This window comes from Nonomuraea sp. NPDC049400 (assembly GCF_044466425.1).
GTDB lineage: Bacteria > Actinomycetota > Actinomycetes > Streptosporangiales > Streptosporangiaceae > Nonomuraea.
The window spans coordinates 437,894-460,631 of the sequence record NZ_JBITMP010000002.1 but is presented as its reverse complement, the minus strand read 5'-3'; the positions used below and the strand labels follow the sequence as shown (position 1 = coordinate 460,631).

Here is a 22,738-nt window from a genome sequence, read left to right as displayed (position 1 = left end):
AGCAGCCAGTCGAAAGACTCGGTCTGCAGGGCCAGAAGGTCAGGAACTTCGAGGGGCTCCTGGATGCGCGCAAAAGACACGCGACGGGGACCAGCAGGTACGGCGGAGGCGTTGCGCGAGGCTGCCAACAGATGTCCTTCCGGAGGGCACGGATGGAATCGAACTGCGCGCATGCCAGACGCCCCAACAACCACTGACGCGGAAGCGGGACGTCAAAAAGGGCAGCACGAGAGGGCAGCATAACTCAAATCAGAAACGAATGTCCACACTTATTATTAGTGTCAACCTCGGTGCCAAGGCCACTATTTCATGGCCTGAATGGATTCGTCAATCTCAGTTTTCCGGCAGTGGGCGGCGGCGTCTAGTTGGGATTACCGGCGTGGGTGAGGGTCTCCCAGGCGACGAACAGGTTGTTGGAGCCCGCCGGGCGCTGCCGCTCGGTGAGGGCCTGCGTGTTGGTCATCGCGATGCCCATGCGGTTGTGCAGGGCGTTGAAGCCGACCTCGGTGACCGGCCCCAGGCCCAGCGCGAGGCTCCCGCCGCACAGCCAGGACGGCACGGCCGCCCCGAGCTGGTACTTGGCGTGCAGGCCGAGCGCGTGCCGCAGCCGGTCGGCGATCTCCGGGTAGAGGTCCTGCCCCTGGATCCGGGCGGTCTCGGCGATGTGCGCCGTCGCCGCCAGGCCGTACCCGGTGTGGGTGAAGTCGCGGCACGTCTCCTGGGACAGCCCGTCGACGAAGGTGTCCTGCCCCTGCCAGTAGTCGACGACCTCCGCCCGCGTGTCGATGCCGGAGCCGGCCGGCCCCTTGGGGAAGGCGCCGTCGCCGGTGAGGTAGATGTACGCGGGCACGCGGGCACGGAACGTGCTCACGGCCTTGTCGTAGGCGGCCCTGTCCTCCAGGAACACCGCGATCCCGATCGCCGCGTCCATCATCGACAGCTCCCAGTTGCCGTTCGTGCGGGTGCTGCCGTTGATGATCTCGGGCAGGTAGACGTTCCTGAGCATGGTCGCGAAGCGGTTGACGCCCGTGGCGGACCACCCGGTGTACGTGTACCGGATGATCTCGGCAGCCCTGGGCCAGGACGACCCCGCCCACCCCGTCTGGAGCGGCGCGTTGCTGTTGGTGTGGTCGGTGATGACGGCGGACCAGGCGTCCATGATCTGGATCGCCTTCTCCGCGTACCGGCTGTCCCGCGAGATGTACCAGGCCAGCGCGGCGGTGTAGGCGGCCAGCGCGTCCTGGCGCTCGTCCGTGCAGCCGTAGTTGGGATTGGAGTACGAGCCGCACTCCACGACGGCCCGCGGCTTCGGGGTCCGCGACAACGACGCGAGCGGGCTCGCGATCATCTGGTCGTAGGCGCCCTTCCACGGCTGGGCGCCGGCATTGACCTTGGCGCGGACGAAGTCGAGCTGAGCCCTGCTGACGAGCACGCCGGGATGCGTGAAAGCAGCCGGCGCGGTCCGGGCCGTGGCGGCGGGCGGGGACGAGACGGGGGCGATCAGGGCGACCACCAGCGCGAGTGCGAGTGATAACAGGTTGCCGCGACTACGGAGACGGACCACAGCTCACTCCTTATTTAGGAAACTTTCCTAAATTTTTGGTGAGATCGTAGCCCTGACAGAACTTCTTGACAAGGCCCAACCGGAAGGCGCTTACCACTGGCTCCACGTATAGGACGGCCGCGAAATATTCACCATACTTTTGACGTCTTTGTCTTTTTTGATCTGACTCGAGCGGTGATCATTACGGTGTCCGTCGCACCCCACAAGGAGGCTTCGTGCACACTCCCCAACGCCCCGGACCGTCCTGGCCGGTGAGGCTCACCGTCGTCCTCGCCGCCATCGTCTCCGTCATCGCCCTGGTCGGCATCAGCCCAGCCGGCGCCGCGGTCTACAACTCCTGCACCATCTCGCGGTGCGCCGACGCGCGCTCGGCCAGCTCGATCTGGGCCTCCAAGGGCTACCCCACCTCCAGCGGCTGGTACTCGTGGCCGGACGGCAGGTACAACTACACCGGCGGGCGCTTCTACAACCGCGAGGGCCAGCTCCCCAGCGGCGCCACCTACTATGAGTACGACGTCTACTCCCGGGCGCGGGGTGCCGCGCGGGACGCGTACCGGATCGTCGTCAACCGCAGCACCGGCGTGGTGTGGTTCTCGCCCAACCACTACACCGACTTCTACCGGCTCTAGGACTGCCATGACCTCCGCCGCACACCCGCTGCCGCACTGGCTGACCGTGTCCACCGGCCCGGCGCCCGCGGTGGTGGATGGGCGGGCCTGCCGGACCCGCGCCGCCTTCTTCGAGGAGGTGGCGCGGGCTCTGCGCTTCCCCGGCTACTTCGGCCGCAACTGGGACGCGCTCACCGACTGCCTGCGCGACACCGGCGCCGTCGCCCTGTTCGTGGAGCACGCCGAGGAGCTGCTCGACGCCGAGCCTCCCGAGCAGTTCGCCACGTTGCTGGCCGTCCTCGCCGACGCCGCCGAGAGCGGGCTGACCGTGACTCTGCGCACCGACCCTGCCCACGAGGCCGCGCTCCGGCAGCGGGCCGCCGCCGCGCTGACCTGAAGAGCTGGCACCGGAAATTAGGCCACCGAGATACAAATACGGCAGTATCTCCCAGATGAACTACCGGATCGCCGCCCCCTTGATCACCTTGTTCGCGATCTCGGCCTGTGGCCTGTCCTCGCAGGCCGCACCGCGCACGTCCGCACCGCCGGCGACAACGCCCTCCCCCAGCGCGACCAGCAAGCCGAGCACAGCAGATCAGGACACCCGCCCTGCCTTGGCGCAGACCCGCAGCACCAAGTCCGAGAACCTCAAGGTCGAGGTCGTCGGGCTGAACCGGGTCAAGGGCAAACACCTGGTCGCCCAGCTCAGGTTGACCAACACGGGCAGCGAACAGCTGCCGTGGACCGGCGAGATGGGCGACAACACCCGCCCGCTCGGGGAGATCCGCTGGGCGTCCGGCATCGGGGTGCTGGACGCGCAGGCGCATTCCTGGATCCTGCCGTACCAGCCTGCCGGCTCCCCCTGCCTGTGCAGCGACCAGAAGCGTGACGGCCTCGGCTACTTCATCGACCCGGGCAAGTCGATCAGCCTGTACGCGGTCATGCCCGCCCCCTCGGGCAACCCGTCCACCACCACGGTCGTCACCCCCGTGGGCCCGCCGATGACAGACGTCCCGATCAGCGACGACCCGCCGGTCACGCCGTCCGGCATGACGATCCCCGACCCGGACGCCGAGCCCGTCACCACCGCCACCCGCCGCCTCGTGACCCCTTCCGAGTCGCTCGACAAGTCGGAGGAAACCGCGGACGACGGCCGGGATCTGCAGGTCAACCTCTCCTCCGACGTGCTGTTCGCGGTGAACAAGGCCACGCTCACCCCCAAGGCGAAAGCGGTCCTGGCGCGTACCGCGAAGCTCATCGACGCCTCGCCCGGCTCCACGGTGAAGGTGGAGGGGCACGCGGACTCCTCCGGCAACAACGCCATCAACGACCCCCTGTCCACCCGCCGCGCCCAGGCCGTGCGCCAGGCGCTGTCCGCGCTGGTCACCAGGCAGGGCGTGGGCTTCCAGGCCAAGGGGTACGGCTCGCGCCGCCCCCTGTACAGCAACGACACCGACGAGGGCAAGCGGCGCAACCGCCGCGTCACCGTGACCTTCGCCAAGCCCCAGTCGCCGGCGCCCGCCGCGCCCTCCACGACCGTCACTCCCGGCGCGACCGGCCTGACGGGCACCGGCCAGGCGGACGGCCAGCCGATCTCCATGGAGATCACGGGCCTGCGGCGGCTGCCGGGCGGCCTCGGGCTGCTGACGTACCGGATCGAGAACCAGGGTGACGGCGAAGCCTGGTTCAACGAGCTCCACCACGCGCAGGACTGGATGTCGTTCAAGTACCAGGCCGCCTACAACGTCAGGCTGACCGACGTGGCAGCCCGCCGCCAGTACCTGCCCGCCCGCCTCCAGGTCGCCGACGACAAGGGCGGCTTCGACTCCTACTGCGCCTGCACCGACGTGTCCGGCGTACGCCTGAACACCGAGAAGTTCGGCCCCGGGCAGCAGCGCGAGTTCTGGAGCCTGTTCGCGCTGCCCGAGGCGGCCACCACGCTGAAGGTGAAGATCGGGAACTTCCGCGACCTGCAGGTGCCGATCCAGTAGCGGCAGGACGGCGCAACCACCTGTCCACCGGAATCAGCCGAAGGATGTACGCGATCTCCTCAGTCCGCAGGAAGCCTCGCGACCCTGCCCTTCACTAGGGTTTCCGGTGATTCCACCCCTCGCGATCGAAAGAGTTCCCTCATGGCCTCCGCCCGCAAGACGCTGATCACCGGTTCGGCCACCTTCGTGGTGGGGCTGGCGCTGTGGCTGTTCGGGCTCGACGAGGAGATCTTCATCTTCACGCCGTCGAAGGTGGGGGTGGTCCTCATGGTCGTCGGCGGGCTGGAGGCCATGTACGGGATCTACAAGGGCGTGCGCGGCGGCGACGCGGCCTGAGCGCGGAGGCCCTGGACAGCGGCAGTGATCCCGTTCTTGTCGTAGCCGCTGGTGGGCATGGTGGCGCCGTGAGCATGGCGGATGACGCCCTGGGCATCGATGAGGAGGTCGCCTGACTGCTGCAGCGAGCCGAAGACCTTCCTGCTCAGGCCGATCATCTCGTGCGGTGTGCCGCGGCGCCCTATGAGGACGGGGAAGGGGATCTGGCGCTTGGCCTTCCAAGCGGCCGCTTCCTGACGGTCCTCAGGGACGGCGACGAACACGTGGACGTTGTCGGCCGCGAGCTCGTCGCGGCGCCGGATGAGATCGCGCACGTGCCTGTTGCAGACCGGGCACGACGTCGACCGCATGAAATAGATCAGCACGGCATGTTTGCCCCGGTAGTCGGACAGACGGACGGTCTGGCCGTCGGTGTCCTCGAGCACTACGTCGGGCGCGGGCGATCCGGTTTCGAGCATGGCGGAACTTCCTCTTCGGACTCGGGTTGTGGAAATGCGGTCGGCTCAGGTCAGGCGCTGGTGGTTTCTGGGTCGGCCGGGCCGCCGGTGGGGCCGGTCATGCCGCCCAGGCCGAGCCGGAGCCTGCTGCGGGCCCGGTGCAGCTGGGACTTCATCGCGGCGTTGCTCAAGCCGAGCATCCCCGCGACCGTCCGGCCCGGGTAGCCCAGCACATCCCGCATGATCAGCACTCTGCGCTGAACATCCGGCAGCTCCCTGATCGCCTGCGCGACAAGTTCGGCTTCCAGCCGCCGGATGACCTCGTCCTCGGCTGACGTCGCCAGACCGGCGCCGGCCTCCTCGTGGCGGTCGAACAGCAGTCGCGCGCGGCGCAGGCACTCGTTCCGGACGATTCTGAACATCCACGATGCCAGTGCCCCGGTGGCGCGCAGCGAGCCGATCTTCCGATAGAGGATGATCAGCGCTTCCTGCGCGGCGTCCTCGGCGTCCTGCGGGGACGCGCAGAGATGCTCCGCGAAGCGCCGCACGTGAGAATGGGCGCCGTAGATCACCGCGCTGATCGACTCGCGATCGCCGGCCTGCGCGGCCTCAATGAGCTGCGCGCTCACCCAGGAGCGGTCAGCCGGCCTCATGACGTCACGCATACCCATCTCCTTCTCAGTGTGGCCATCACCTCATAAGAGGGCCCAGGACCGCAAAAGGATTCACCGTTATCAGAGCCGACCTCGCGGCTGCTGCCTGCGGCGCAGGTGGTAGGAGACGGTGGCGGTGGCCAGGGCGGCGCCCCAGATCGGCCAGAAGCACTCCGGGAGCCAGGCCCCCCATTCGTCCAGGGCGAAGCGACCGGCGATCGTCCACCGGACGTAGGTCAGCCCGGCCACGGTGACGATGATCGAGACGAACCCGGCCGGGATGACCGCCAGCAGCGGCGGCACCCGCCTGCCGCGCAGCCCGGGGATCCAGCTGGGGAAGATCTCACCCCACCGCTGGGCCAGTCCGAGGGTGAGCACGCCGCCGAACGCGCCGAACGTCGCCAGGTAGGCCCCGGCCAGCCACAGGCCACTCTCGCCTTCGGCGAGGAACTCCCCGCTCACCCCGAGCGGGATGCCCAGCGCCCAGGCCCACCGGGTCAGGCAGTACACCAGCGGCACCACGGCGGCCACGTACGCGGCCCTCCGCCCCCGCGACGGGGTGAACCAGTGGGACCGGCCCCGGCCGTAGGCCAGCGCGGCGGCCGTCAGCAGCAGCCCGCCGAGCACGCAGACGAGCTGGTTGAGCACGGGCCACGGCCAGGCGTCGGCGAACGTGGCCCCGCCCAGGCCCCAGCCGAAGACCGGCGCGACCAGCAGCAGGGGCGTATAGGCGACGCCCATCATGAGGCGGGAGTCGGGGATCACCAGGACCAGGAGCGCGGCGATCGGCCAGGCGACGAACAGGGGAGCCCGGCCGCCGCCCCCGCGGGTCAGCGCCAGCGCCGTCACCATGGTGAGCAGCGCGAAGGCGGCGATCCACCAGCCGAAGCGCGGCGTCGTACTGGCCAGGATGGACAGTGCCCCGTCCGGGTCGGGGTCGGAGGCGCCCCAGGGAAAGCCGGGCATCCCCAGCGCCCATGCCGCCCCGAGCACCCCGTAGGCCAGCGCCCACACCGCAGCCGCGTAACCCCGCCGGCGAGAAGTAACGGTTTCCATGGGATCAGCGTCGTGGCCGGGCCCGTTGCCGGGCGAGATGCCGTTCGGCACCCTTTGCCGCCGGCGAACGTGCCGTTCGGCACCCTGTGGGTGCTTCTGGCGCGGGCATATCCTCGGTGCGGTGAGCTTGATGTGGGTCGCGGCCTCCGTGCCGGTGCTGGTTGCCGTCGGAGCGGCGGCGGCCGTCCTGTTCCGCCGGAGCCTCAGGTCGCGGCTGCCCGCCCTGGCCTGGCCGGCCGCCGCCGTCTCCGTTGCCCTCACGCTGGCCTGCGTCCTCGGGGTGGCCGAGCCCGCGCCGGGCGCCGGCGCGCTGTGGATGGCCGAGAGCCTGGCGCTCATGGCGCTGACCGGACTGGTCGTCCGGTACGCGCCGCCGCGGCAGGCCGCCGCGGCCGCGCCGGCGGCGGGTCTGGCCGCGTCCGTGTGGCTGCTGCGTTTGTTCACCCCCGCCTCGCCGCTGGAAGGGGTGGGTGCCTGCGCGTTCTGGGGCCTGGGCGCGCTCCTGGCCGCCACCGTCGGCGGTTACCTGCGCCATGTCGAGGTACGCGAGACCCGCGCGGTGGCCGACGCCCGTGCCGCGCTGCGGCTGCGGCTCGCCAGGGACCTGCACGACTTCGTCGCCCACGACATCAGCGAGATGGTGGCGCACGCCCAGGCAGGCACGGTCACGGGCGATCCGCTGCGGGCGCTCGAACGCGTCGAAGCGGCGGGGCAGCGCGCCATGTCGATGCTGGACCGCACCCTGGACATGCTCCACCACGACCGCCCCCTCTCCCCCGCGGGCGACCTGAGCGGCATCCGCGCGGCCGCCGAACGCTTCTCCGCCGCGGGCGCCGCTCAGGTCCGCCTGCGCATGGATGCGCACGTGACGGTTCCCGCGGAGCTCGGGGCGCTGGCCTACCGGATCGTGGTCGAGGGACTGACCAACGTACGGCGGCACGCTCCCCAGGCCACCCGGGTGGACCTCACCGTCGGCGCCGGGTCCGGCGCACTCGAGATCACGATGGCCAACGACGGCGTGACCGGAGCGCGCGGCGGGCGGCGCGGCGGGTCCGGGCTGGCCGGGCTGGCGGCGCTCGTCCGGGAGCAGGGCGGTGACCTGGCGACGGAGGCCGTACGGGACGGGTGGTCGTTGACCGCCCGCCTGCCGCTGGCACAATCGCCCGAGTGGCCACCCGCATCCTCATCGCCGACGACCAGGAAGGCATCCGCAGCGCCTTCCGGCTGATCCTCGACGCCCAGCCCGACATGACCGTCGTGGCGGAGGCCGCCGACGGCCGGGCCGCGATCGACACGGCCAAGGCGATCGAGCCCGACGTCGTGCTCGCCGACATCCGCATGCCCGGGGCCGACGGCATCGAGGTGGCCCGCGCCCTGGCCGGCACGGGCATCCACGTGGTGATCGTCACGACGTTCGGGCTCGACGAGTACGTTCACGCGGCGCTGCGGCACGGCGCGTCGGGGTTCGTGCTCAAGCGCTCCGGCCCCGCGCTGCTCGTCGAGGCCATCCGGGCCGCGATGAACGGTGACATGCTCATCAGCCCCCAGCTCACCGTCCGGCTGCTGCGCGAGCGTGGCCTGCCGCGCGAGCGGCCGGACGTCGTCCTCACCGAGCGCGAGGACGAGATCGTCGCGATGGTGGCGCAGGGCAAGACCAACGCCGAGATCGCCACGGAGCTGTTCCTCGCGCCGGGCACGGTCAAGAACCACATCGCGGCCGTCCAGCGCAAGATCGACGCCAGGAACCGGGTCGGCATCGCCGCATGGGCCTGGGCCACCGGCAGGGCCGAGCCGTGAGCTCAGGCGCGGGCAGGCGACCAGTGCGGGACGGCGCCGGGGCCGGGCTTCACCGGCGCGGCGATCCCGCCGACCGCGACCCCGCCCGCAGACGGACGAGTCCCGCCTGTGACCGGATGCCGGCGGTGGCGGCGTTCAGCTCCCGTTCGTCTTTGAGCGTCACGTTCCCCTCGTAGGTCACCCCGCTGGGCGGGCCGTCGTGCCCGACCGGATCGGCGTCCCAGAAGTTGCCCCGGTAGACGACGTTCTCCAGCGGCGGCGCCACCGTCAGCACCGCCGTGCTGTCCGCCCGCGCGACGACGTTCCCCTCCACCGTCACCCACGAGGCCCCGTAGTCGGTGTAGAGCCCGAAGTTGTACGGCGTGCGCGTGTCCTCGATGACGTTGCCCTGCACCAGCGCCCCGTCCGCACGCGAGGTGCCCTGCGCCCCGGCCAGGTAGATCCCGCCTCCGTCGGCCAGCACCTGCATGGTGTCCGCGGTGAGGTTGCGCAGGACGCGCGTCCCCTCCCCCGGGCCCACGACGATGCCGCAGTGCGGCACGTCCGCGACCTCGTTCCGCGCGACCACACACCCCTTCGTGCCCGTCACGGCGATCCCCGGCGACCCGCTGTACTCGAGCCCGACGTGATGCACCCAGGTGTCCTCGATCGTGACATCCCGCCCGCCCGACACCGAGACGCCGCCGCCCGACAGCGTGTCGAGGTCACATCCGCGCACCCCGACCTCGGTGCCGCCCGTGATGCTCAGCCCGAACGCCCCGAGCCGGGTGAACCGGCAGCCTTCGATCTCCACCCCGGCCACGTCCGCGAACGTCACGCACGCCGGGATCGACGCCGACGCGGCGGGGAACGTCACCGACATCCCCTCGCCCAGGACGGCCGTCTCGACGCCGCCGCCCTCGTAGTAGCCGCTGCCGTGATAGTGCAGGAAGCCCTCGGGACGGCTTGGCCGCAGCCAGGTCGCGTCGGCGAACACGATGCCCCGCAACGACAGGTTCCGCGTCCCCACGGCGTTCATGAGCGTTTCCAGCACCGGCGCGACCACCCGCGTGCGCTCGGGATCCTCGCCGGGGCCAGGCAGGTAGAGCAGGACGTGCCGCCCGGGACGTGAGCGGTCGAGCACGAACGTGCCCGGCTCGCTGAGGAAGGCGGCGTCGTTCTCGATGCGGGTGGGCAGCCCGGGGCCTTGCGACGTCTGGCCCTCCCAGGTGGAGTTGTAGAGCTCGGCCGCCCATCCGAACGCCGGCTGCGCCATGGTGATCACTGTCGAGCCGCCGTCGGCCGAGACGCCGGCCACTCCGCAGCGGGCCTCGGTCCACGGGTAGACGCCCCGGTAGACGAACTCGACGTCGCCCGGGCTCCGCCATCCGAGCGGGTCCGCGCTGTCTGTGACGTAACCCGTGACGTTTGCGGCGGCGGTGCCGGGCAGGCCGGGGATGCCGGCGCGGAGGGCGCGGCGGCCGTCCACGTAGAGCTGGCGGAAGTCCAGGTCCCCGACGTCGGCCGACCATACGCCGTCCGCTCGCACCTGCCAGCCCGTGATGTGGCGGCCGCCGCTCACCACGGCCTCCTCCTGCTCGGGCGTGCCGTAGCCGTACGCCTGGTAGACGGTCCCCGAGTCGGCCTCGGTGAGCTCCAGGGGCCCGGCCGGCACGTGGACGCCCGCCCTGAGGTGCACGACGGCGTCACCGGCCGCCTCTCTGGCCGCGGTCCGAGCGCGTTCGAGCGTGGCGAAGGGACGCTCCGCCGTGCCCGGCCAGGTGTCGTCACCGGAAGGCGCGACGTGGAAGTGGAACATCAGGACCTCCATTTGTGGTTTATGGCGTACACGTAGTAGTACACCATAAGCGAGGAGGGCGCCAATGACGCGAGGCAGAGCCGGGGACCCGGACCACGGGGTGGAGTTGCTGTGGCGAGCGCGGGAGCGCGAGCCGCGGCCCGGCCTCAGCCTGGGCAGGATCGTGCAGGCCGCCATCGAGCTGGCCGACGCCGAGGGCCTGGCCGGCCTGTCGATGCGCAAGGTGGCCGACCGGCTGGGCTTCACGACCATGTCCCTCTACCGCCACGTGCCCGGCCGGGACCAGCTCGTCGACCTGATCGTGGACGAGGTCATGGGCGAGCATCCGGACGACGTGCCGAGCGCCGAGGGCTGGCGGGCGCGGCTGGAGGCCGGCGCGCGCCAGGCGTGGCGGATCAGGAGGAGGCACCCCTGGCTGGGCGAGGTACGCGGCACCCGCCACCTCCCAGGACCCAACGGCGTCGCCCACTACGACTACATGCTGAGCACCCTCATCGACACCGCGCTCACCCCGTCCGAGGTGATCGCCGTCGTCGGCGTGGTCGGCAGGTTCGTCGACGCCGAGGCCCTGCTCCTGCTCGAGACCCAGCGCGAGGAGCGGCGCAGTGGCGTGTCCGAGCAGGAGTGGTGGGGCGCGCGCGACACGCTCTACGAACGCCTCGACCGCTATCCCGCGATCTCGCACCTGTGGACGGCCGGCGGCTGGGACGCCCCCGAGGACTCCTTCGAGTTCGGCCTGCGCCGCCTGCTGGACGGCGTCGAGGCCCTCGTCAACAGCCGTGACGAAAGTCGTGACGAAACTCAGCACTGCGAGGAGTGCGGAAGGCCCCTGGAGCCCGGGGTGTCGGGCCGCCCACGCGTCTACTGCTCCCGCGCCTGCCAGCAGCGCGCCTATCGCAAGCGCAAATCCGGCTGAATCGGGCCCGGGAATGATCCGCGCGGTGGAGGAGAAGGAGCAGGCTGCCTTGGCCGGCCTCCAGCGCGGGCTCGACGACGGAGCACCGGTGGCCGAGGTGGCCCGCCGGTTCTGGCGACGGCTGACCGGGCCGGCGCGGTTGTCGCAGGAGCGGCTCTGGTTCGAGATGTGCGGCCAGGCGTTGCAGGGGCGGCCCGGCACCACGCACCTGCTGGACAGAATGGTCGAGGGCTGGCTGGCTCCGTTGATGGAATTGAGCCGCCGCGCCGGGCTGCCGCCGGAGAAGGCGCGGACGAACGCCCGGCGGCGCGCCCCCGGTCACACCCGAGAGTAATTCTCCGCATACCCTCTGATACCGCCTTATGCGTGTAGCATCTCGGACACAGGGGATGAAGATCCGCGGTGGCGGTGATCTGACTGCCGTGCGGAAACGGCGCGAGACCTCCTTGCCCTCCGCCGCTCTTGCGACACCACGACGATGGGGCCCGATCTTGGAACGTTTGGAAGAGCAGTCGCATGAGGCCGAGGGCCTCGCGCGGATGTTGGAAAAGCTGCTGGAGGACTGGTCGGCACGCTCGGGGATCGCGGTCGAGATCTGGGCCCTGCCCAAGGGCGATGTTCCCGGCCTCGCCACTCGCAACGTGTTCGCCGCGGTGCAGGAGGCGCTGGCCGGCATCGAGCGCCACGGCCGTGCCCGTACGGTCTCGATCGCCGCCACGCTGGCCGCGAGCGGCCTGCGGCTGACGGTCAGCGACGACGGGGACGGCCTTGCCGACGGTCAGGCCGACCGGGAGGTGGCCGTGATGAAGGCGTGCTTCGCCGAGATCGGCGGGGAGCTCACGGTGAACCGAGTGCCCGGCGAGGGGAGCACCATCACGGGCATCGTCCCGGCCAGGGCTCTGCGGAGTTGACGGCCGGGCCGTGGCGCGGCACGCGTCACGGCCCCGCCGGGACTCAGCAGCCCCACTCGGCCAGCACCAGGTCCACGAACCGCGCGGGATGGTCGAGGTGCAGGAAGTGCCCGGCGTCCGGCCACACCACGGTCGTGGAGCGCGGGTGCCCGGGCAGGCCCGCCTCCCACTGCGCGGCCTGCGGCACATTGTGCACGGCGAGCACCGGGCACGTCCGCCTGGCCAGATAACGCGCGGATTCGCGGCGCACCCCGAACGCCCCCGGCACGGTGTACATCCCGGCGTAGCACTCGGCCAGCACGTGACCAGGCGTGGCCAGCAGCTGCTCGGTGACCGGCGCGGGCAGCGGCCCGAGCTGCCGCGACGCCGCGTCCGCACCGTCGGCACGCAGCGCCGCCAGCCGCCCGGGGATGAGCCGCTCCTCCGCCTCGTCGGCGCCGTAGGCGGGGGCGATGACCACCAGCGCGCTGACCAGGTCCGGATGCTCGACCGCCAGCGCGGTGACCACCTGGGCGCCCATGGAGTGCCCGATGGCCACCACCGGCTCGTCCAGCAGCGGCAGCAGGTCACGGGCCAGGTCGGCAGGCCGATATCCGGTCGCCGGGGCCGGTGACCTGCCGTGGCCGCGCAGGTCGGGGGCGATCACCCGGCGCCCGCCGAAGTCCAGCGCGTCCCACACCCGGTGGTCGCCGCCCCAGCCGTGCACCAGGAGCAGCGCGGGCCCTTCGTGGCCCCGGGTCGCCACGTGCACGTTCATGTGTCGTATCTGATCTGCTCGAACCGTGCGGCGCAGCCCTCGCCCGCCAGGTCCTGCACCCAGAATCCGGCGAACGCGCCGGTGAAGCCGAACGCGCGCACGTGACCGTCGATGAACTCGTCGGCGTGCTCGTCCGACACGATCGTCGCGTCCAGCTCGGGACCGTCGTTGAACCGCACGACCGGCCCGTCGAACTCCACCCGCAGCCTGACCTCGGGTCCCGCCGGGCCGAGCAGGTGCTCGGTGCGGGTGCCCCGGTCGCTGCTGGTCAGCACCAGGCCGTCGGTGGTCAGCGCGAGGTAGTGCCAGTTGCGCGAGTTGTAGTACGCGGTGATGCCCGCCGATTGATGGACGCTGTCCGGCTCGAACCGCATGACGGCCTCCAGGGAGCATTTCTGCGCCGTGACCCGCCGCGCGACCAGGCTCGGGCTGCGCAGGCCGTACGGAGACTGGCCGCCCTGGACGGTGAAGCCGCCGGGGTCGGCGACCAGCCAGTCCGGCGAGGCGGGCCGCCGCAGCGTGCTCCAGTCCGTCCCGAGCCCGCTCGGGGAGTCCTCAGCCGCCGGCCACGGATGGGCGGGCAGCGCGGGCGGGACCACCTCGGCGGCGGCCACGCCGCCCGCCACGCGCGGCCAGCCGTCCTCCCAGACCACGCGCTGCAGCGCGGTCTCGCGCCCGAGCACACACCGGCGATTGTGGTACGGCCGGGCCACGAGGTGAGCGACGTACCACTCCCCCGTCTGCGTCTGCACCAGGCAGCCGTGCCCCGCCTTCTGCAGTGCCAGGCTCGGGTCGTGCCGCGAGGTGAGCATCGGCCCCGCCGGATCCTCCTCGTACGGCCCGGCCAGCGAGCGGGAGCGCAGCACCGTGGTCCCGTGCTCATAACCGGTGCCCCCCTCGGCCACCATCAGGTAGTACCAGCCGTCGATCCGGTAGATGTGCGGGCCTTCGGTGATGTTGCGGTTGGGCAGGATCAGCTCGGGTTTGCCGCCGTCGAGGGGTTGCATCTCGATCCCGGCGAACCCGCGTCCTGGCCGGGAGTCGAAGACCATGTTGAGCAGCCAGCTCCGGCCGTCCTCGTGGTAGAGGGCGGCGTCGAAGCCGCGGCCGGGCAGCCGTACCGGATCGGACCAGGGCCCTTCGATCGAGGGCGCGGTGATCAGGTAGTTGGCGATGTCCTTGTACCCGAGGGCGTAGTTGTCCATGACGCCGTAGACCAGGTGGAACAGCCCGTCGTGGTAGGTCAGGTCGGGCGCCCAGACGCCGCCGGAGTCGGGCACGCCGGACAGGTCGAGCAGCCTGCGCTCGGTCAGGATGCCGCCGAGCGGACGCCAGTGCACCAGGTCGCGGGAGTGGTGGACGCGCACGCCCGGGTACCACTCGAAGGTCGAGGTGGCCAGGTAATAGTCATCCCCCACCCGCACGATCGACGGGTCGGGGTGGAAACCGGGCAGTACGGGGTTGCGGATCATGCGATCTCCACACTCTTTCCAGCAGGCAGCTCAACTTCTCGGCGCAGGCCCGAGGCACGATGGAGCACCGTGACAGTCTGATCTATCGGCGAGGTGAGCCGGGCGCGAATGCCGTCGCCCCAGGTCAGCTCCTCGACCGTCACCCGGCCCCGGCAGCGGACGCCTCTCACGCGGCCCCGCTCCAGTGCTTGTGGGAGCGCGGGCAGCAGCTCGACGATCCCCGGCCGCGAGTAGACCAGCAGCTCGAGGAGGACGCCCGGCAGGCTGATGGCCGCGTCGGCGTTGTAGATCTCCCGGCCGGGGTTGTGGGAGCTCATCAAGGAGTCGAAGAACATCCCGTTGTCCAGAATTTTCCGGACATTCGCCCAGGCCAGCTCCCCGTCCTTCAGCCGCGCCGCCGCCAGCGCCCGATGCAGGCTCCCGTGCGCCGACACGTTCTCATCGCCCCTGAGCAGGAGGGCTACGCGGGCGGCCGTCGCCAGCTCCGGCGTGTCGTCGGGGTTGATCTCGTGCAGCGGCCAGACGGGGTACAGGTGGCTGACATGCCGGTGATCTTCGTACGGCGCCACGTCCGCGATCCACTCGGCGAGCGCGCCCCTTTCGTCGATCTTGTACGGCGGAAGCCGCTTGCCTGCCGGGGAGTCGCCGAGCGCGTGCCTGGCCGCCGCGACGTCCATGGTGGCGTTGACGCAGGCGAACGGACCACCGCCCGGCCCCACCTCGGGCGAGAACGACGGCACGACGCTCCCGTCCGTCCCGGCGAGGAAGTCCTCCCAGAACAGGCGGCACTCCGCCAGCCAGTCCGCCAGCTCGGGGACCGGCTCGCCGGTGGTCTCGGCGTGTTCCACCAGCGGATACAGCAGCCAGTCCGCCCCGGCCAGCCACATCGTCCACGGCCACTTCGCGTTCAGGTGGAACAGGTGGCCGTTCTCCCCGTCGGTGCGGCTCGGCGCGAGGATGCCCCTGGCGCCGTAGATCTCTCTGGCGTTGGTGCGCCAGTGGTCGATCTGGCCCCGGATGAGGTCGGCGTACCCGTCGATCAGCTCCGGCAGCGCGCCGATGTTGACGCCCGACATCTGGAGGTTGAGGTTGGCGTCGGTGGTGAAGTCGCCCGACCAGGCCGCTCCCCACGCCCCCAGCCACAGGCCGGTCAGCCGGGGCGGGAGGATGCCGCCGGAGCTCAGCAGGAGGTAGCGGCCCGCGTGGAACAGCCGCTCCAGCAGCGCGGCGCCGGCCAGCTCGCCGACCGGCCTGGCCCGCTCGTCCGGGGTGGCGCCCAGGTCGAGGGTGACGCGCTCGTAGAGCGGGCGGTGCCGGGCGACGTGCCTTTCCAGCAGGGTGTCGTACCCCAGCGCGGCCAGCTCTCCCAGGTCGGCGTCCGGGAGCGGCTCCGCCGGGCTTTCTTCGTACCGGGCCGCCTTCGTCAGCAGCAGCACCTCGGCCGCGCCCGTCACCGTCACCGTGTCGCCCGCCACGGCGACGCTCCCGCCGCGCGGCCGGACCAGGGTGAGGCCCTCGAAGCCGAAGGCTCCCCCGCCCTCGGGCGGGTAGGTGCCGCGGATCCGCAGGAAGACCTGGCCGTCGCGCTCGCCGGCCGCCGTCTCGTAGCGGACCGTGTCCGGCCTGCCGGGCAGGTCGCCGGTCAGGCGGAGGGTGACGTCACCGGTGAGGCGCTGGACGACGACCGCGTCGGCCCGGGAGACGAAGGCCCGGTGCGACTGCGTGGCGACTTCACCGGTGGTGAAGTCGGTCGTGCGGCGGTACTCCCCGCTCGGCACCGGCCGCGAGATCACCAGCTCCCAGCCGGGGTGGAACGGCTGGGTCCACTCCAGGCTCCGGCCGTCGGCCGCCAGCGCCTGGGCCTCGACCGGCCGCCCGGCCAGGATCAGGGACCGGATCTCCGGCAGCAGGTGCGCGATGGCGGGCGGGCGGCGGTCGCGGGTGCCGTTGGGCAGCACGAACCGGTGGTGGTTGACCACCACCCGCTCCTCCCGCGGCCCGCCGTACACCATGATCCCGACCTCGCCATTGCCGGAGAGGAACGCGTCCTCCCAGGTGAGCGCGGGCGACAGGTCGAGCAAGGAGTGCATCAGTCCTCCAGGTAGAGCACCACGGTGCTGAGCGGTCCCACCTCGATCGGGCGGCCGAGCGGGACACGGCGGCCGGTGACGAGATTACGGGCGTGGCTGGAGCCGCTCACATGCAGGGTGCGCGTACGGTCTTCGAGAACCACGAGGCGGCGGCCAGCGCGCCGGAGGACGCCAGCACGGTCCTCCGGCTGATGCCGCGTGTCATTCTCACTGGCCCTTGAGGTAGGCGTCGGCCTGCTTGGCCATCTCCGCCTGGACTTTGGCCAGGCCCGCCCTGTCCAGCGCCTTCTTCAGCTTGTCCAGCCCCTGGTCGACGTCCACCGCGCCGATGAACAGCGGGTTGGCGAACTGCGTCATGGCGGCGGTGACCTGGGTGTTCTCCCGCTTGATCGGCTCCGGGTCGGGGACGAAGCTGGCGTACGGGTCGATGGTGAAGTTGTTGATGTCCTGCGCCCAGTCGAACCACTTGGTCTCGGACTCGGTCATGTCCTTGACCCGGCGCTCCAGCTTGGCCCGCCAGGCGAGGGCGAAGCCGGGGAAGGTGTACGTGGACAGCTTCTCGTACTTGTCCTCGCCGATGGGGTTCCAGTCCTTGCCGGCGATGCCGTAATTGAGCAGGTCGTGGTTCTCCTTGATCGACACCCAGTCCTGCAGCTGCATGGCCTTCTCGTTGCTCTGGCCCTTGGCGTTGAGCACGACGAAGTTGTCGCTCTGGAAGGTCTGGTACGGCTTGGCGTTCTCGCCGCCCTTGAGCGGCATCACGTTCGCGATCATCGCGCCCGGCACGTTCTTGGTCAGCTCAGGCAGCGCCGTGGAGGACAGGCCGTCGGTCATGGCCCAGCCGGTGGCGACGCGGCCGGCCTTGAACTGGGAGTCCAGCGCCTTGGAGTCCAGGGTGAGGGCGTTCTTGTTGATCAGCCCGTCCTGGTAGTACTTCCGGATCTTGCGCAGCGCGTCCACCATGCCGGGGGCCTCCCACCACGGGATGGGGTTGGACGAGCCGGTCTGCTTGCCGTCGGCGGCCAGGACGAAGTTGAGGGAGTCGCCGGTGAAGGAGGCGATGCTCATGGTGGGGTTGTCCCACATGTAGGGGTTGAGCCAGCCGACCGGGTTCCACGCCACCAGCAGCTTGGGCATCCGGGAGCTGACCCCGATCGGGATGATGTCCTTGTTCTTCTGCTTGACGTCGTACCAGAACTTCTCCAGCCCCGCGAAGTCCGTGATGTCGCTCATGCCGAGCTTCTCCGCCAGGTCCTGGCGGATGCTGAAGTGGTGGAAGCGGGCGACCGAGTTGATCTGGGGCAGGCCGTAGAGCTTGCCGCTCCACCGGTTCAGTTCGATGATCTTCGGGTCGATCGTGGCGGCCAGGTTGGGGTACTTGCCGCTGGACAGCAGGCTGCTCAGCTCGACGATCGAGCCGCTGGCCGCCAGCTGGGTCATGTTGAGCCAGCGCGCCTGCAGCGCGGTGTCGAACTTCTCCCCGGCGGTGAACTTGAGCAGCGCCTGCTGGCCGTAGCTGGTCCACGGGATGAACTGCGGCTTGATGGTGAAGCCCAGGTCGGCCTGGAGCTTCTTGTTGACCTCGGCGAGGACGGGGTCCCAGCCGGCCGGCAGGTCGCCGGGGAGCAGCAGGCTCAGAGCGAGCGCGCCACCGCTCGCGGCGCCGCCGGTGGTCTGCGGCTTCTGGGAGTCGTCCGAGCAGGCGGCGAGGAGTGCGGCGAGGGACAGGCCGCCGCCGGTGGCCAGCAGGCGGCGCCGCGACATGATGTGGTGGGACACGGTAACTCCTGAGGTGGGGGGAGCTGGATCAGCCCTTGGTGGCGCCGAGGGTGATGCCCTTGACGAAGTAGCGCTGGGCGAAGGGGTAGGCGAGCAGGATCGGGCCGATGGTGACGGCCGTGAGAGCCAGCCGGAGCTGGTAGACGGGGGTGGCCGCCTCGGCCAGCTGCGGCAGCATCTGCGTGAACGAGATGTTGGAGATGAGGTTCTGCAGCACGAGCGGGAGCGGGAACTTGTGCACGTCGTCGATGAACAGCAGCGCCATGAACCAGTCGTTCCAGTAGTGCACGGCGTAGAAGAGGCCGACGACGGCGAGGATCGGCTTGGACAGCGGAATCGCGATCGTGAAGAAGATGCGCAGCTCGCCCGCACCGTCGATCTTGGCCGATTCGAAGATCGACTCCGGCAGCTGGCGGAACGCGCTGACCTGGACGAAGACCAGGAACGGCATGACCAGCAGCGGCAGGATCACCGAGAAGTAGCTGTTCTGCAGCTGCAGGTACTGCGTGACCAGCAGGTAGAGGGGCACCAGGCCGCCGGAGAACAGCATCGGCAGGTAGGCGAAGACGGTCAGCGGCCGGCTGATGCCGGGCAGCCGGCGGGCGATCACCCAGCTCAGCCCCGAGGTCACCGCCAGGGACAGCGCTGTGCCCACGACCGTGATGAAGACGCTGGCGAAGTAGGCGTCGAGCACCGCCGGACCCGTGAAGATCATCTTGTAGGCGGTGAGGTCGAAGGCCGCGGGGAACAGGCTGTACCCGGTGGTGGCCAGCTCGCTCTCGCTGGTGAACGACCCCGAGATGATCATCCAGAACGGGATCGCGCAGGCCAGCACGGCGAAGGAGACGCCGATGATGCTGACGACGGTGAACGGTTCCAGCTTCTTGCCGCTCATAGGATGCTGGTCTCCTTCGAGTACTTGCGCTGGATCAGCACCGCGATCAACACGAGGATGAAGCCCACGACCGACTGGAACAGGCCGACCGCGGCGGTGGTGCCGAAGTCGCCGAGCTGGCGCAGTGCGCGGAAGACGTAGGTGTCGATGACGTCCGTGCTGTCGAACAGGGTGCCGTTGTCCCCGACGATCGCGTAGATGGTGCCGAAGTCGCCGTAGAAGATGCGGCCGACCCCCAGCACCAGCAGGACCGCCGCGGTGGGCTTCAGCAGCGGGAGGGTGATGCGCCAGGCCATCTGGGCGCGAGAGGCTCCGTCGATCATCCCGGCCTCGTAGACCTCCTCGGGGATGCCGGTGATCGCGGCGAGGAAGATGACGCTCAGGTAGCCGCCGAGCTGCCAGACCTTCACCACGGTGAGGATCCACGGCCACGGCCCCGGCTCCGTGTACCAGTCCACCGTGGGGAACCCGAGTCCCCCGAGGGCGTCGTTGACCGCCCCGCCCCCGCCGGAGGCCCCGGCCAGCAGCACCTGCAGGATGATGCTGATCACGACCGGCGAGACGAAGTAGGGGAAGAAGACGACGGACTGGGAGACCCGCTTGAAGAAGGTGCTGCGGATCTCGTTCAGCATGATCGCCAGAATCATCCCGGCGGCCAGCGTCGCGATCAGGAACAGGATGTTGAGGAAGAGCGTGTTGAACAGGATCCGCGCCGCGTCCCCGGACTCCAGGAAGTAGGCGAAGTTCTCCAGCCCGTTCCACGGGCTGTCGAAGATCCCCAGGTTGACGTCGAACTGCTTGAACGCCACCACCAGGCCGGCCATCGGCAGGTAGTTGAAGACAAGGAAGAAGGCGACCGCCGGCAGCGCGAGCAGCCCGACCGTCCAGCTCGTGCGGACCGCCCCGCGTCGGACGCGGCGCCTGCCCGGCGGCCCGGAAGGCGGTCTCGTCTGAGGCTCTTGCCTCGTCTGTAGCGTGCTCATCACCGAAGTCCCGTCTGAGGCGGCAGCAGGTGGCTCTCTAGGTTGATAGAAACCGTTCGCTGCGAACGCTACGTCCGAGCGGTCGACACGTTCAAGGTTGCGTTACGGAGACGTTACACATCAACGACGCAGGACAATCAGGGAACCCTGGTAGCACCTTCGATCGAGCCCAATCGGCACGGACCGTTGACCGCACGAGGCTGTGCTTCTAGTTTAGAAACCGGTCTCTATCCGAATGGAGGGCTTTCCCTGTGTCCACACGCCCGAAGGCGCTGTTCGCCATGAGCGAGGAACATCTCGCCCTGCTCTTCCCCGCGCCCTTGCTGCGGCGGCTGGACACGCTGGCCGACATCGACGTCACCCTGGTGGCCGAGCGTTTCGACGACCCGCGCCTGCCTCTGGCCGACACCGAGATCCTGCTCACCGGCTGGGGCTGCCCGCCGCTCGACGAGGCGGTGCTGGCCGCCGCGCCTCGCCTGCGCGCCGTGCTGCACGCGGCGGGATCGGTGAAGAGCCTGGTCACCCCCGCCTGCTGGGAACGCGGCCTGCTGGTCTCCTCGGCCGCCGCGGCCAACGCCGTCCCGGTGGCCGAGTACACCGTCGGCGCGATCCTGCTGGCCGGCAAGGGGGTGTTCGCCCTCAACGAGCGCTACCGGCGCGCACGAGCCTTCACCCTGGCCAAGATCGAGCAGGGGATCGGCAACAACGGCCGCCGGGTCGGCATCGTGGGCGCCTCCCGCATCGGCCGCAAGGTGATCGAGCTGCTGGCGCCGTACGACCTGGACCTGTGCCTGTACGACCCCTACACCCGGGTTCCCGGCGTGCCGCAGGCCTCGCTTGAGGAGCTGCTGCGCCGCAGTGACATCGTCAGCCTGCACGCGCCCGAGACCGCCGAGACCCGGCACATGCTCGACCGCACCCGGCTGGCGCTGATGCCGGACGGCGCGGTGCTGATCAACACCGCCCGCGGTTCGCTGGTCGACACCGGCGCGCTGGTCGCCGAGCTGAAGTCCGGGCGGCTGTCGGCGATCCTCGACGTCACCGAGCCCGAGCCGCTGCCGTCCGACTCGCCCCTGTTCGACCTGCCCAACGCCTTCCTCACCCCGCACATCGCCGGCTCGCACGGCAACGAGCTGGCCCGGATGGGCGCCGTCGTCGTGGACGAGCTGGAACGGCTGGCCGCCGGGCTGCCGCTGGCGCACCCGGTGAACCACGACGACCTCGACCGGGTGGCCTGAAGTGAGCGAGGACGGCGGCACCCCGTGTGGCTCCGTGTGGCGCGGGAGCGCGTACGGCGGACTCCCGTGTGGCTCCGTGTGGCGCCGGAGCCCGCCGTCCGCGACAATCAAGCTGCCCTGCCGCTCTTCCCGGCCACTGCCGAGACCGGTCCGGGCACACTACGCGTGGTGCTGTGCCGGCCGTGCTCAGCACCACTGCTCCGCCTGACGAAAGGTGCGCCTTGCCACGCAAGCCGGGAAAGCCACAGCACGCCGCTCAGGAGGCGACGCCTGTTCACGCCGAGGGCGTCACCATCCGCGACGTCGCGGCCCGGGCCGGGGTCTCCGCCTCCACCGTGTCCCGCGTGATCAAGGGCGACTACCCGGTCGCGCAGGCCACCCGCACCCGCGTGCTGCGCGCCATGCGCGAGCTGGACTACGTCCTCAACGTGCACGCCCGCGCCCTGTCCGGGGCCGGCACCAAAATGGTCGCCTTCGTGCTCGACGACGTCACCGGACCCTCCTTCGCCTACGTCGCCAAGGGCGTCGAACAGCAGGCCACCGCCGAGGGCCGGCTGTGCCTGGTCTGCACCACGCACGGCGATCCGGCGCGTGAGCTGGCGGTGGTGGAGGCCATGCGCGAGCAGCGGGCCGACGCGGTGATCCTGGTCGGCGGCGGCTCGGCCGACGACGCCTACCGCCGCCGCATGACGCACTTCGCGCACGCCCTGGACAAGGCCGGCTCCCGGCTGGTGCTGTGCGGCCGTCCCCCGCTCGGCGACGACGTGCCGACCACCGTGGTCGAGTACGACAACGAGGCGGGCGCGTACGCCATGACCAGCCACCTGCTCTCCCGCGGCCACCGCCGGATCGTCTACCTCGGCGCCGCCGACGCCGAGGACCAGAACACCACCAAGATCGACCGCGTGCACGGCTTCCGCCGCGCGCACGAGGACTACGGCGTGCCCTGCGACCCGGACCTCGTCCTGCCCAGCCACTTCTCCCGCAGCGCCGGCTACGAGGCCACCAAGCGCCTGCTGGCGGTCGGGGCGGAGTTCACCGCGATCTTCGCGGGCACCGACATGGTCGCCGCCGGCGTGCTGGCCGCGCTGCGCGAGGCGGGCGTGCGGGTGCCGGAGGACGTGTCGGTCGCGGGCTACGACGACATCCCGCTCGCCGCCGACCTGGTGCCCGGGCTCACCACGGTGCACATCCCCACCGAGGAGCTGGGCCGCACCGCCGTACGGCTGGCACTGGACCTCAGCCAGCCGCAGCACGTCGTCCTGGGCACGCACATCGTGGTCCGCGGCTCGGTCGGCAAGAGGACCGTGACCCCTCGCTAGGGTCCCCCTGCCGACCGCGTCCTCGACCACGGGTCGCGTCAGCGCCGCCAGATCACCGCTGAGGGGGCGCCGGCGTCCATGGTGACGTCGCCGCTCCAGCCGAGGAATGACCAGTGGCGGCGACCGCGACCGAGG

General features: G+C 70.5%; 23 protein-coding genes. 11 read left to right on the top strand and 12 right to left on the bottom strand.

Going from position 1 to position 22,738, the window contains the following annotated elements:
• Positions 1-361 precede the first annotated feature (361 nt).
• Entirely contained in the window at positions 362-1,564 is a 1,203-nt protein-coding gene (locus ACIBVN_RS03915; protein WP_397132376.1) for an alginate lyase family protein, read from the bottom strand.
• Positions 1,565-1,779: 215 nt separating this feature from the next.
• Between ACIBVN_RS03915 and ACIBVN_RS03910 the strand changes: the two genes are divergently transcribed.
• The 4 genes from ACIBVN_RS03910 (at position 1,780) to ACIBVN_RS03895 (ending at position 4,499) form a co-directional block, all read left to right on the top strand.
• Entirely contained in the window at positions 1,780-2,193 is a 414-nt protein-coding gene (locus tag ACIBVN_RS03910; RefSeq protein ID WP_397132374.1) for a ribonuclease domain-containing protein, read from the top strand.
• Positions 2,194-2,200: 7 nt separating this feature from the next.
• Positions 2,201-2,569 (top strand): barstar family protein, encoded by a 369-nt coding sequence (locus tag ACIBVN_RS03905; RefSeq protein WP_397132372.1) that lies wholly within the window; start codon positions 2,201-2,203, stop codon positions 2,567-2,569.
• Between the two features lie 55 nt (positions 2,570-2,624).
• Complete coding sequence (locus ACIBVN_RS03900) at positions 2,625-4,163, top strand: OmpA family protein (RefSeq protein WP_397132370.1); 1,539 nt, start codon at positions 2,625-2,627, stop codon at positions 4,161-4,163.
• 141 nt (positions 4,164-4,304) lie between these two features.
• Entirely contained in the window at positions 4,305-4,499 is a 195-nt protein-coding gene (locus tag ACIBVN_RS03895) for a DUF5708 family protein (RefSeq protein ID WP_397132368.1), read from the top strand.
• Here ACIBVN_RS03895 and ACIBVN_RS03890 read toward each other — a convergent pair.
• The 3 genes from ACIBVN_RS03890 to ACIBVN_RS03880 form a co-directional block, all read right to left on the bottom strand.
• Complete coding sequence (locus ACIBVN_RS03890; RefSeq protein WP_397132366.1) at positions 4,466-4,957, bottom strand: peroxiredoxin family protein; 492 nt, start codon at positions 4,955-4,957, stop codon at positions 4,466-4,468. The genes ACIBVN_RS03895 and ACIBVN_RS03890 overlap by 34 nt on opposite strands.
• 50 nt (positions 4,958-5,007) lie before the next feature.
• Entirely contained in the window at positions 5,008-5,601 is a 594-nt protein-coding gene (locus ACIBVN_RS03885; protein WP_397132364.1) for an RNA polymerase sigma factor, read from the bottom strand.
• Positions 5,602-5,670: 69 nt separating this feature from the next.
• Positions 5,671-6,645 (bottom strand): hypothetical protein, encoded by a 975-nt coding sequence (locus ACIBVN_RS03880; RefSeq protein ID WP_397132362.1) that lies wholly within the window; start codon positions 6,643-6,645, stop codon positions 5,671-5,673.
• Positions 6,646-6,775: 130 nt separating this feature from the next.
• On the opposite strand from ACIBVN_RS03880, the gene ACIBVN_RS03875 reads away from it, so the two are divergent.
• Positions 6,776-7,873 (top strand): sensor histidine kinase, encoded by a 1,098-nt coding sequence (locus tag ACIBVN_RS03875; protein WP_397132390.1) that lies wholly within the window; start codon positions 6,776-6,778, stop codon positions 7,871-7,873.
• The gene (locus tag ACIBVN_RS03870) at positions 7,813-8,442 is read left to right on the top strand and encodes a response regulator (RefSeq protein WP_397132360.1); all 630 of its coding nucleotides are present in this window, start codon (positions 7,813-7,815) and stop codon (positions 8,440-8,442) included. Before ACIBVN_RS03875 ends, ACIBVN_RS03870 begins: the two co-directional genes overlap by 61 nt.
• 49 nt (positions 8,443-8,491) lie before the next feature.
• Here the strand turns inward: ACIBVN_RS03870 and ACIBVN_RS03865 are convergent, their stop codons facing one another.
• On the bottom strand, positions 8,492-10,240 hold the full coding sequence (locus ACIBVN_RS03865; protein ID WP_397132358.1) for a right-handed parallel beta-helix repeat-containing protein: 1,749 nt from the start codon (positions 10,238-10,240) through the stop codon (positions 8,492-8,494).
• 64 nt (positions 10,241-10,304) lie between these two features.
• On the opposite strand from ACIBVN_RS03865, the gene ACIBVN_RS03860 reads away from it, so the two are divergent.
• The 3 genes from ACIBVN_RS03860 (at position 10,305) to ACIBVN_RS03850 (ending at position 12,067) form a co-directional block, all read left to right on the top strand.
• On the top strand, positions 10,305-11,156 hold the full coding sequence (locus ACIBVN_RS03860) for a TetR/AcrR family transcriptional regulator (RefSeq protein WP_397132356.1): 852 nt from the start codon (positions 10,305-10,307) through the stop codon (positions 11,154-11,156).
• A gap of 25 nt (positions 11,157-11,181) precedes the next feature.
• On the top strand, positions 11,182-11,490 hold the full coding sequence (locus ACIBVN_RS03855; protein ID WP_397132354.1) for a hypothetical protein: 309 nt from the start codon (positions 11,182-11,184) through the stop codon (positions 11,488-11,490).
• A 157-nt stretch (positions 11,491-11,647) separates the two neighbouring features.
• Positions 11,648-12,067, top strand: a complete 420-nt coding sequence (locus ACIBVN_RS03850; protein ID WP_397132352.1) for a sensor histidine kinase — start codon at positions 11,648-11,650, stop codon at positions 12,065-12,067.
• 43 nt (positions 12,068-12,110) lie between these two features.
• Here ACIBVN_RS03850 and ACIBVN_RS03845 read toward each other — a convergent pair whose 3' ends face one another.
• The 7 genes from ACIBVN_RS03845 to ACIBVN_RS03815 form a co-directional block, all read right to left on the bottom strand.
• Entirely contained in the window at positions 12,111-12,824 is a 714-nt protein-coding gene (locus ACIBVN_RS03845) for an alpha/beta fold hydrolase (RefSeq protein ID WP_397132350.1), read from the bottom strand.
• Positions 12,821-14,296, bottom strand: a complete 1,476-nt coding sequence (locus ACIBVN_RS03840) for a glycoside hydrolase family 43 protein (protein ID WP_397132348.1) — start codon at positions 14,294-14,296, stop codon at positions 12,821-12,823. The genes ACIBVN_RS03845 and ACIBVN_RS03840 overlap by 4 nt, the downstream gene beginning before the upstream one ends.
• The gene (locus ACIBVN_RS03835) at positions 14,293-16,386 is read right to left on the bottom strand and encodes a glycosyl hydrolase family 95 catalytic domain-containing protein (protein ID WP_397132346.1); all 2,094 of its coding nucleotides are present in this window, start codon (positions 16,384-16,386) and stop codon (positions 14,293-14,295) included. Before ACIBVN_RS03835 ends, ACIBVN_RS03840 begins: the two co-directional genes overlap by 4 nt.
• Complete coding sequence (locus tag ACIBVN_RS03830) at positions 16,386-16,529, bottom strand: hypothetical protein (RefSeq protein WP_397132344.1); 144 nt, start codon at positions 16,527-16,529, stop codon at positions 16,386-16,388. Before ACIBVN_RS03830 ends, ACIBVN_RS03835 begins: the two co-directional genes overlap by 1 nt.
• A gap of 64 nt (positions 16,530-16,593) precedes the next feature.
• The gene (locus tag ACIBVN_RS03825) at positions 16,594-18,165 is read right to left on the bottom strand and encodes a DUF3502 domain-containing protein (RefSeq protein WP_397132342.1); all 1,572 of its coding nucleotides are present in this window, start codon (positions 18,163-18,165) and stop codon (positions 16,594-16,596) included.
• 28 nt (positions 18,166-18,193) lie between these two features.
• Complete coding sequence (locus tag ACIBVN_RS03820) at positions 18,194-19,060, bottom strand: carbohydrate ABC transporter permease (RefSeq protein WP_397132340.1); 867 nt, start codon at positions 19,058-19,060, stop codon at positions 18,194-18,196.
• Positions 19,057-20,043, bottom strand: coding sequence for an ABC transporter permease (locus ACIBVN_RS03815; protein WP_397132338.1), 987 nt, complete (start codon positions 20,041-20,043; stop codon positions 19,057-19,059). The genes ACIBVN_RS03820 and ACIBVN_RS03815 overlap by 4 nt, the downstream gene beginning before the upstream one ends.
• Before the next feature lie 251 nt (positions 20,044-20,294).
• Between ACIBVN_RS03815 and ACIBVN_RS03810 the strand changes: the two genes are divergently transcribed.
• Together ACIBVN_RS03810 and ACIBVN_RS03805 are read left to right on the top strand one after the other, a co-directional pair.
• A complete protein-coding gene (locus ACIBVN_RS03810; RefSeq protein WP_397132336.1) occupies positions 20,295-21,281 on the top strand; it encodes a hydroxyacid dehydrogenase in 987 nt (328 codons plus the stop codon).
• Positions 21,282-21,502: 221 nt separating this feature from the next.
• Positions 21,503-22,603: a LacI family DNA-binding transcriptional regulator gene (locus ACIBVN_RS03805; protein ID WP_397132334.1), complete on the top strand. Its 1,101-nt coding sequence runs from the start codon at positions 21,503-21,505 to the stop codon at positions 22,601-22,603.
• Positions 22,604-22,738: the final 135 nt, after the last annotated feature.

What these genes read in the sequence shown, in the direction of transcription:
- ACIBVN_RS03905 (WP_397132372.1), top strand. Translation starts at nt 2,201, where the DNA reads ATGACCTCCGCCGCACACCCGCTGCCGCACTGGCTGACCGTGTCCACC.
- ACIBVN_RS03900 (WP_397132370.1), top strand. Translation starts at nt 2,625, where the DNA reads ATGAACTACCGGATCGCCGCCCCCTTGATCACCTTGTTCGCGATCTCG.
- ACIBVN_RS03895 (WP_397132368.1), top strand. Translation starts at nt 4,305, where the DNA reads ATGGCCTCCGCCCGCAAGACGCTGATCACCGGTTCGGCCACCTTCGTG.
- ACIBVN_RS03890 (WP_397132366.1), bottom strand. Translation starts at nt 4,957, where the DNA reads ATGCTCGAAACCGGATCGCCCGCGCCCGACGTAGTGCTCGAGGACACC.
- ACIBVN_RS03885 (WP_397132364.1), bottom strand. Translation starts at nt 5,601, where the DNA reads ATGCGTGACGTCATGAGGCCGGCTGACCGCTCCTGGGTGAGCGCGCAG.
- ACIBVN_RS03880 (WP_397132362.1), bottom strand. Translation starts at nt 6,645, where the DNA reads ATGGAAACCGTTACTTCTCGCCGGCGGGGTTACGCGGCTGCGGTGTGG.
- ACIBVN_RS03875 (WP_397132390.1), top strand. Translation starts at nt 6,776, where the DNA reads ATGTGGGTCGCGGCCTCCGTGCCGGTGCTGGTTGCCGTCGGAGCGGCG.
- ACIBVN_RS03865 (WP_397132358.1), bottom strand. Translation starts at nt 10,240, where the DNA reads ATGTTCCACTTCCACGTCGCGCCTTCCGGTGACGACACCTGGCCGGGC.
- ACIBVN_RS03860 (WP_397132356.1), top strand. Translation starts at nt 10,305, where the DNA reads ATGACGCGAGGCAGAGCCGGGGACCCGGACCACGGGGTGGAGTTGCTG.
- ACIBVN_RS03845 (WP_397132350.1), bottom strand. Translation starts at nt 12,824, where the DNA reads ATGAACGTGCACGTGGCGACCCGGGGCCACGAAGGGCCCGCGCTGCTC.
- ACIBVN_RS03840 (WP_397132348.1), bottom strand. Translation starts at nt 14,296, where the DNA reads ATGATCCGCAACCCCGTACTGCCCGGTTTCCACCCCGACCCGTCGATC.
- ACIBVN_RS03835 (WP_397132346.1), bottom strand. Translation starts at nt 16,386, where the DNA reads ATGCACTCCTTGCTCGACCTGTCGCCCGCGCTCACCTGGGAGGACGCG.
- ACIBVN_RS03820 (WP_397132340.1), bottom strand. Translation starts at nt 19,060, where the DNA reads ATGAGCGGCAAGAAGCTGGAACCGTTCACCGTCGTCAGCATCATCGGC.
- ACIBVN_RS03815 (WP_397132338.1), bottom strand. Translation starts at nt 20,043, where the DNA reads ATGAGCACGCTACAGACGAGGCAAGAGCCTCAGACGAGACCGCCTTCC.